We start from the raw sequence: 7297 nt of genomic DNA, 5'->3' as shown, positions 1-7297 counted from the left end.
GAGATTATATCAAAGGATTACCTATCGCAATCAATTGATCCAACTAAAATAGTAACTGAACTGGGATGGTATCCAGAAACACCATTTACAGAAGGAATAGAGAAGACTATTAGATGGTATTTAGATAATCAAGGATGGGTAGAGGAAGTAGCATCTGGAGATTATCAAAAATATTATGAAGAAATGTATGGATTTTAAAGAATAATATCAAATAAAAAAATGGAGTAAAATTATGAATAAAATTGGATTATTAACATTTAGCTATGGAAGTAATTTTGGAGGGACTCTTCAATGTTTAGCAACCTATAAAATATTAAAGAATGTTTTAAATAAAGAAGTAGATATTTTGAATTATTTTCCAGAAAATAGTTATACATTAAGCTCTCTATATTTAGCTGGATTAAAAAATAATGGTAAAATAGATTTAAATAAAGTAATAATAAAATTAAAATATGTTAAAAAAGGTATTGATAAATTTGAAGATTTTAGAAAAAAAGAGTTAAAAATGACAGAGTATTTGTCAGAAGAAAAAATTATTTTAAAAGCAAAAGAATATACTGATCTTATAGTTGGAAGTGATCAAGTCTGGAATGTAACAGGAGGAATGCGAGGAGCTTATTTTTTTGAAGGATTAGAAAATACTAACAAAATAAGTTATGCAGCTTGCTCTGGAAGTGATTTTTATAAAGATATAGATAGAGAAAGATTAAAAAATTCAATAAATGATTTTAATTACATATCTGTTAGAAATAATCATACTCATAGTTTTGTAAAAAGATTGACAAATAAAGATGCTGAAATAGTTTGTGATCCTAGTATATTGTATGACTATAAAGAATATTTAACTCAAGAAAAGCCAAAAGAAAAATATATATTAACATATATATTGGGATCTGAAATAAATGGTGGTCATGAACAAGTTCTAAAAAATATAAAAGAAAAGTTTGGAAATTTTAAAGTTATAGCTGTTGGAATAGCATATGCGGGAAGTGGAAGTTTACAATTTTATCCTTGGGCAGATAAAGTTCTTTATGATGCCAGTCCAGAAGATTGGTTAAATTTGATTAACAATGCGGAATTTATTTATACAGATTCATATCATGGGGTACTTTTTTCAATGAAATTTCATAAGAATTTTTTAGCATATTATTCAGAAAAGGCAAGAGCTTCTAGATTTATTGATTTGGCAGAGAGGTATGAGGTTGGAGATTGGATAATTAATACTGTAGATGATTTAAAAAGTAAAAATAGTTTAGAAAAAAAGATTGATTATACAAAAGTTGATAAATTACTAGATGAACATAGAGAATACTCTATGAATTTCTTAAAGAAAGCTTTAGGTGAAAATAATGAATAATTCAGCAATAGAAGTAATTGGGTATGATAAGTGTACTGGATGTTATGGATGTTTAAATAATTGTCCTATTAAAGGAGCAATAGAGTTTAAAAAGACAGAGGAGGGCTTTTACAAGCCCTTTTTAAGTGAAGAGTGTATTCAATGTGGTTATTGTAAAGAAGGCTGTCCTGTAATAAGTAAGGTAAACGGTAATAAAAAAGAGGATTTAGAAGTTTACTCATGTTGGTCTAAAGATAAAGATATTGTGAGAAATAGCTCTTCAGGAGGAATATTTTCTGAACTGGCAAAAGAGTATTTAGATAATAATGGAATAGTATTTGGTGCTAAATGGGAAGATGGAGAGATAGTACATTGTGGTATTAGCAAACTAGAAGAGCTAAAAGAGCTACAAAAATCTAAATATTTACAAAGTAAAATTGAAAATTCATATTTAGAAGCAAAAGAATATTTAGAGTCTGGAAAAAAAGTTTTATTTGTAGGAACTCCTTGTGAAATAGCAGCTTTAAATACAATAGTAAATCATGAAAATTTAGTGACTGTTGACGTAATATGTCATGGAATCCCATCTTATTCTGCATATGAAAAGTATATAAGGGAAAATTTTAATTTAAATATAAAAAATGTAACAGTTGATTTTAGAAATAAAGATAACGGTTGGGAAAATTTTAATTTAACCTTTAAGAATAAAGATCAAATTATAATTAAAAACAACCATAGACAAGATTTATGGTTTAGAGGATTTTTAACAGACACATATCTAAATAAACCATGTTATAACTGTGAGTTTAGAACACTACCTAGATTTGCAGATATAACTTTAGGAGACTTCTGGGGAGTGCCAGCAGAAGTAAAAAATTCAGAGGGAACATCAGTAGTAACTATAAATAGTAAAAAGGGAAAAGAGTTATTTGAAAACATAAAGTCTAGCTTAGAAGTTAAAGAGGTACAGTGGGAAACAGCTTTAGCAGGAAATCCATGTTTATATAATTATAAAATGAATGATAGTAGGAGAGAGGGATTTTATAAAGACTTTTCTAACTTAACATTTAATGAACTACATAGAAAACATTTTCCATTTCCAAATCCTGTAGTTAGTTTTATAAGAAGAGGATTGGGGTTTGTAAAAAGAAGATTACTTAAAGTTTTAAGAGGGGCTTAAAATGAAAAATGAATTAAAAATAGGATCAGCATTATCTATTTTAACAATAGTTGTAGGTTCTTTAATTCAAATATTTTATACTCCTCTTTATATGAAATATTTAGGAACAATAGATTTTGGAATAAACTCATTAGTTCAATCTATAATGGGATATATAGGAATGCTAAATTTGGGATTAGGAAATGCTATGTTAAGATATACAGTTAGATATAGAGCTGAAGGAAAGTTTGAAGAGGAGAAATCTTTAAATGGGATGTTTTTGACAATATTTTCAATTCTTATGATAATTAGTATTTTTTTAGGAGCATATATATACGTTAATATTCCTAATTTCTTTAGTGATAAGTTTACTGCTGAGGAGTTATCTAAAACTAAAAGTGTATTTTTATTGATGATGTTAAATGTAGCTATTTCTTTTCCAGTTGGAGTATTTTCTACTAATATAGCATCTAGAGAAAAATTTCTATACCAAAGGGGATTAAGCTTAGTAAAAACAATAGTAACTCCGATAGTAGGAGCAGTATTAATGCTAAATGGATTTGGATTAATAGCTGTAACTATTTCTATTGTAGTTTCAGGATTAATAGTTTCTATGTTTGATGTTATATATGCAAGAAAATTAGGAATGAAAATAAGCTTTAGAAATTTTGATTTTAAGGTTTTAAAAGAGATTTTTCATTATTCTTTTTATATATTTTTAAATATAATTATTGATAGAGTTTACTGGGGAACAGATAGAGTTATAATTGGAAAATATATAGGAGTTACTGCTGTTGGAATATATTCGATAGCTTCAATATTCAATACCTTATATATGAATTTTTCAACAGCTATATCTGGAGTATTATTTCCTAAGATAAATAGATTGATAGTAGAAGATAAGCATGAAGAGATTTCAAATCTTTTTATAAGAGTAGGAAGGTTACAATATATTCTTTTAGGATTAATATCTTCTGGATTTATACTTTTTGGAAAAGAGTTTATATACTTATGGTTAGGAGAGGGATATTCAGAGGTTTATAAAATAGCACTATGGATTATGATTCCTCTTACAGTTCCTTTGATTCAAAATACAGGGATAGCAATAATGCAAGCTAAAAATATGCATCAATTTAGATCTGTAATTTATTGCATTATAGCTATAGGAAATGTAATATCAAGTATATTATTAGTTAAACAGTATGGAGCAATTGGTTGTGCTATAGCAACAGGAATATCTTTTATGATTGGAAATATTGTAATAATGAACATATACTATTATAAGCGATTAAATCTAGACATTCCATTATTTTGGAAAAATATACTTAAGATGAGTATTCCAATAGCTATAACTATGGGAGTTGGAATATTATTAAATAAGCACATTATAAATATAAATTATATTAACTTTTTAATAAAAGTTATAATTTATGGTGGAACATATTTTATTCTGTTATTTTTCCTGGGATTAAACAAAGATGAAAAAAAGGAAATTTTAAAAATGATAGTTAAACACAACACAGAGAAAAATACTATCAAGGATTAAGATGAATAGTTATAATTTTAGTTTTAATTTATTAATTTTTGAGATTTGAAGGGCATAATATATTTTCTAAAGTTATAGAAAAATTTATATATAGGAGAATGGTAATATTTGTATTAATAATATAGTTCTTGTTTTACTAGGGTCAATATTAGTTATGAGCATAGTAAGAAGAATATGTGGACAAAAAGCTAAATATTTAGGATTTTAACGAACTGTATTATTTTGAACAGGTGAAGTTTGATACTTCTCCTTTTAGCATATAAATAAAAAAATTATTTTTATACCAAAAATATGTATTAATTATTAAAAAGTACTTAAAAATAGAAAAAAATAGTGTGAAATAGGTGTTGTTAGTATTTTATAGACAAAAGTTCGTAAAAATGACGCTTTTATTTAAAATTTAAGGGTTTTAAATTTTTTTAGTCTTGTATTTAGTCATTGTTTTTAAAAATCGTGTATAAAGGTACAAAACTTAAAATAAGAGGTTTGAGAAAGTGTATTACACTTTTTGCTAAATTTAAAGGAAAAATAGTATTAAAATCAATTTAGGAGGGGAAATGTTATTTAACTCGTTTCAGTTTATATTTTTATTTCTTCCAATAACCTTGATAGTGTATTTTATGCTTAATAATTTTAAGCAGGAAAAACTATCAAAAATTTGGTTAGTTGGAATGTCGTTGTATTTTTATGCATATTTCAATACCAGTTATCTATATTTAATAATACTTTCAATTGGGATTAATTATTATATAGGAAATAATTTATCAAAAAATAATGTACGGGGGTGGGGCAGTAAGTACTTTTTTTTAGCAGGGATACTATTTAATATAGGTATGTTATTTTATTTTAAGTATTATGATTTTTTCTTAAATAATATAAATGCAATATTTAGTGCTGACTTTACACTGTTAAAATTAATCCTACCTCTTGGAATAAGTTTCTTCACTTTTCAACAGTTATCATATTTAGTGGATAGTTATAAAGGAAAAGGAAAAACTTATGATTTTCTAAGTTATTGTTTATTTGTTACATTTTTTCCACAGCTAATAGCTGGTCCAATTGTACTACCATCAGAGATGTTACCACAGTTTGAAGATCATAAAAATAAAGTGGTAAACTATGAAAATCTTAATAGAGGATTGTATCTTTTTTCAATTGGACTTGCTAAAAAAGTTTTAATTGCAGATTCAATATCACCATTTGCAGATGCAGGTTTTGATAAAATGGTTAGTTTAACATTTATAGAAGCTTGGTTAACATCAATTTCTTACACAATGCAACTATATTTTGATTTTAGTGGGTACTGTGATATGGCAATGGGAATAGCGCTTATGTTTAATATAATTTTACCACTTAATTTTAACTCACCATATAAGGCAACTAATATCCAGGATTTTTGGAAACGTTGGCATATGACTTTGGGAAGATTTTTAACAAACTATCTTTATATCCCTCTTGGAGGAAATCGTAATGGAGAAGGTAAAACTTTAAGAAATTTATTAATAGTTTTTTTAGTTAGTGGAATATGGCATGGAGCTGGATGAAACTTCATAATATGGGGTGGACTTCATGGATTGTCAATATTAACACATAGAATTTGGAAAAATAAAGGTTATAGAATGCCAACTATTTTAGGTTGGGGAATAACACTATTTTCAGTAAATATATTTTGGATATTTTTTAGAGCAATTAACCTTAATAATGCTATAAAAGTTTTAAAAGCTATGTTTATTATAAATACAAATTCATTTCTGATAAGTTTAAAATATAAAAATGCACTGAATAATAGTATGGGAAATAAGTTGATACTGCTGTTGTTAGTGATAGCCATTTTAATTTCAATTTTTAGTATTAATAGTTCTCAGAAAAAAGATATTTTTAAAACTACAAAATTTAGATTTTTAGAGTGTTTATTATTTCTGTTTAGTAGTATTATGCTGGTAAATAGATTAGCTTCATTTTTATATTTTAATTTTTAGGAGTTGACATGGAAAAAAGATATTTTATAAATAGTATATTAGCATTTTTACTTGGTTTAGGAGTTTGGATGGTAATGGTAGTGTATTTTGATCCAGCTCAACAATTTAGAATAACTGAGTTTCCTTTTGGAGATAACAGAATTATAAATACAGGATTAGCAAAAAATGGGAATTATAATACTCTGATTTTTGGAAGTTCTACTTCACAAAATATTTTGAAAAAAGATGTGGATAATATGTTAAAAGTAAATTCTATAAATCTTTCAATACCTGGAACTACAAATTATGAACAAAGAAAATTATTAAATGTAGCTTTAACAAAAGTTAATCTTCAAAAGGTTATTTATGGACTAGATCCTTTTGTATTTAATAGAGGTTATGAAGTTTCAAGAGTACCATTGGAAAAGTTTGCATATGAGAATAGTAAGTTAGAATTATATAAATATTTTTATAATTTTACAACTTTTAAAGGAATCATAAAAGGATTATTAGGAAAAAGAAATAAAAATTGGATAGAAAATCATGGCTATTGGGGAAATAATTTTAAATATTCAAAAGAAAATACTTTAAGTTTTGATGAGAGCACACAATGGGGAGCCCAAAATATGGGAGCTGTGCAGATATTTAAAGATGGATATTCTTTAGAACTTATGAAGAAAAACTTTGATGCAACTTATGAGATATTTAAAAATAATACTGAAATAGAGTTTTTAATATATTATCCACCATATGCAAATATTTGGTGGGATTATGCAGAGAGATATAATGCTAAAGATACAATTGTAGAGTTTAAAGAGTATGCAAATGAAAAATTAAAAAGTTTAAAAAACGTGAAAGTATATGACTTTCAAAATAGAAGTGATATAGTTAATAACTTAGATAATTATAAGGATATGGTTCATTATAGTCCTGAGATTAATAAAAAAATAATTAAAGATATAAAAATGGATAAAAATAGAGTGAGTAGTTACAATAGGTAGAGTATAGGAGAGTAAAGTGAGAAAATATTTTGGAACAGATGGAATAAGAGGAGAAGCTAATAAGGAGTTAACTGTTGAATTAGCATTAAAATTAGGTTATGCATTAGGATATACTTTAAAAAAGGAATATCCAGATAAAAAAAGAATTAGAGTAATAATGGGATCTGATACAAGAAGGTCAGGATATATGTTAAGATCAGCATTAACAGCTGGATTAAACTCTATGGGAATAAACATAGATTTTGTGGGAGTTATTCCAACTCCAGGAGTTGCTTATTTAACAGAAAAGAGTACAGC

6 protein-coding genes and 2 pseudogenes are annotated in these 7297 nt (G+C 26.2%); all 8 read left to right on the top strand.

Annotation, left to right across the window (positions count from 1 at the left end; all coding sequences use genetic code 11):
• A pseudogene (locus tag HMPREF0202_RS04945) lies at positions 1-198 on the top strand (hypothetical protein); the annotation flags it as partial.
• A gap of 34 nt (positions 199-232) precedes the next feature.
• Entirely contained in the window at positions 233-1357 is a 1125-nt protein-coding gene (locus HMPREF0202_RS04940) for a polysaccharide pyruvyl transferase family protein (RefSeq protein WP_023052151.1), read from the top strand.
• Positions 1350-2516: a Coenzyme F420 hydrogenase/dehydrogenase, beta subunit C-terminal domain gene (locus HMPREF0202_RS04935; protein WP_051364131.1), complete on the top strand. Its 1167-nt coding sequence runs from the start codon at positions 1350-1352 to the stop codon at positions 2514-2516. Before HMPREF0202_RS04940 ends, HMPREF0202_RS04935 begins: the two co-directional genes overlap by 8 nt.
• A gap of 1 nt (position 2517) precedes the next feature.
• Complete coding sequence (locus HMPREF0202_RS04930) at positions 2518-4041, top strand: lipopolysaccharide biosynthesis protein (protein WP_023052149.1); 1524 nt, start codon at positions 2518-2520, stop codon at positions 4039-4041.
• Between the two features lie 833 nt (positions 4042-4874).
• Entirely contained in the window at positions 4875-5585 is a 711-nt protein-coding gene (locus tag HMPREF0202_RS15480; protein ID WP_245576446.1) for an MBOAT family O-acyltransferase, read from the top strand.
• 30 nt (positions 5586-5615) lie between these two features.
• Entirely contained in the window at positions 5616-6020 is a 405-nt protein-coding gene (locus HMPREF0202_RS15475; RefSeq protein ID WP_245576445.1) for an MBOAT family O-acyltransferase, read from the top strand.
• 8 nt (positions 6021-6028) lie between these two features.
• Positions 6029-7000, top strand: coding sequence for a hypothetical protein (locus HMPREF0202_RS04920; RefSeq protein ID WP_023052146.1), 972 nt, complete (start codon positions 6029-6031; stop codon positions 6998-7000).
• 16 nt (positions 7001-7016) lie between these two features.
• Positions 7017-7297: pseudogene (locus tag HMPREF0202_RS15470) on the top strand (phosphoglucosamine mutase); the annotation flags it as partial.

Origin of the sequence: Cetobacterium somerae ATCC BAA-474, from assembly GCF_000479045.1 — a bacterium.
GTDB lineage: Bacteria > Fusobacteriota > Fusobacteriia > Fusobacteriales > Fusobacteriaceae > Cetobacterium_A > Cetobacterium_A somerae.
This window is presented reverse-complemented; position numbering and strand designations above follow the sequence as displayed.

What these genes read in the sequence shown, in the direction of transcription:
- HMPREF0202_RS04940 (WP_023052151.1), top strand. Translation starts at nt 233, where the DNA reads ATGAATAAAATTGGATTATTAACATTTAGCTATGGAAGTAATTTTGGA.
- HMPREF0202_RS04935 (WP_051364131.1), top strand. Translation starts at nt 1,350, where the DNA reads ATGAATAATTCAGCAATAGAAGTAATTGGGTATGATAAGTGTACTGGA.
- HMPREF0202_RS04930 (WP_023052149.1), top strand. Translation starts at nt 2,518, where the DNA reads ATGAAAAATGAATTAAAAATAGGATCAGCATTATCTATTTTAACAATA.
- HMPREF0202_RS15480 (WP_245576446.1), top strand. Translation starts at nt 4,875, where the DNA reads ATGTTATTTTATTTTAAGTATTATGATTTTTTCTTAAATAATATAAAT.
- HMPREF0202_RS04920 (WP_023052146.1), top strand. Translation starts at nt 6,029, where the DNA reads ATGGAAAAAAGATATTTTATAAATAGTATATTAGCATTTTTACTTGGT.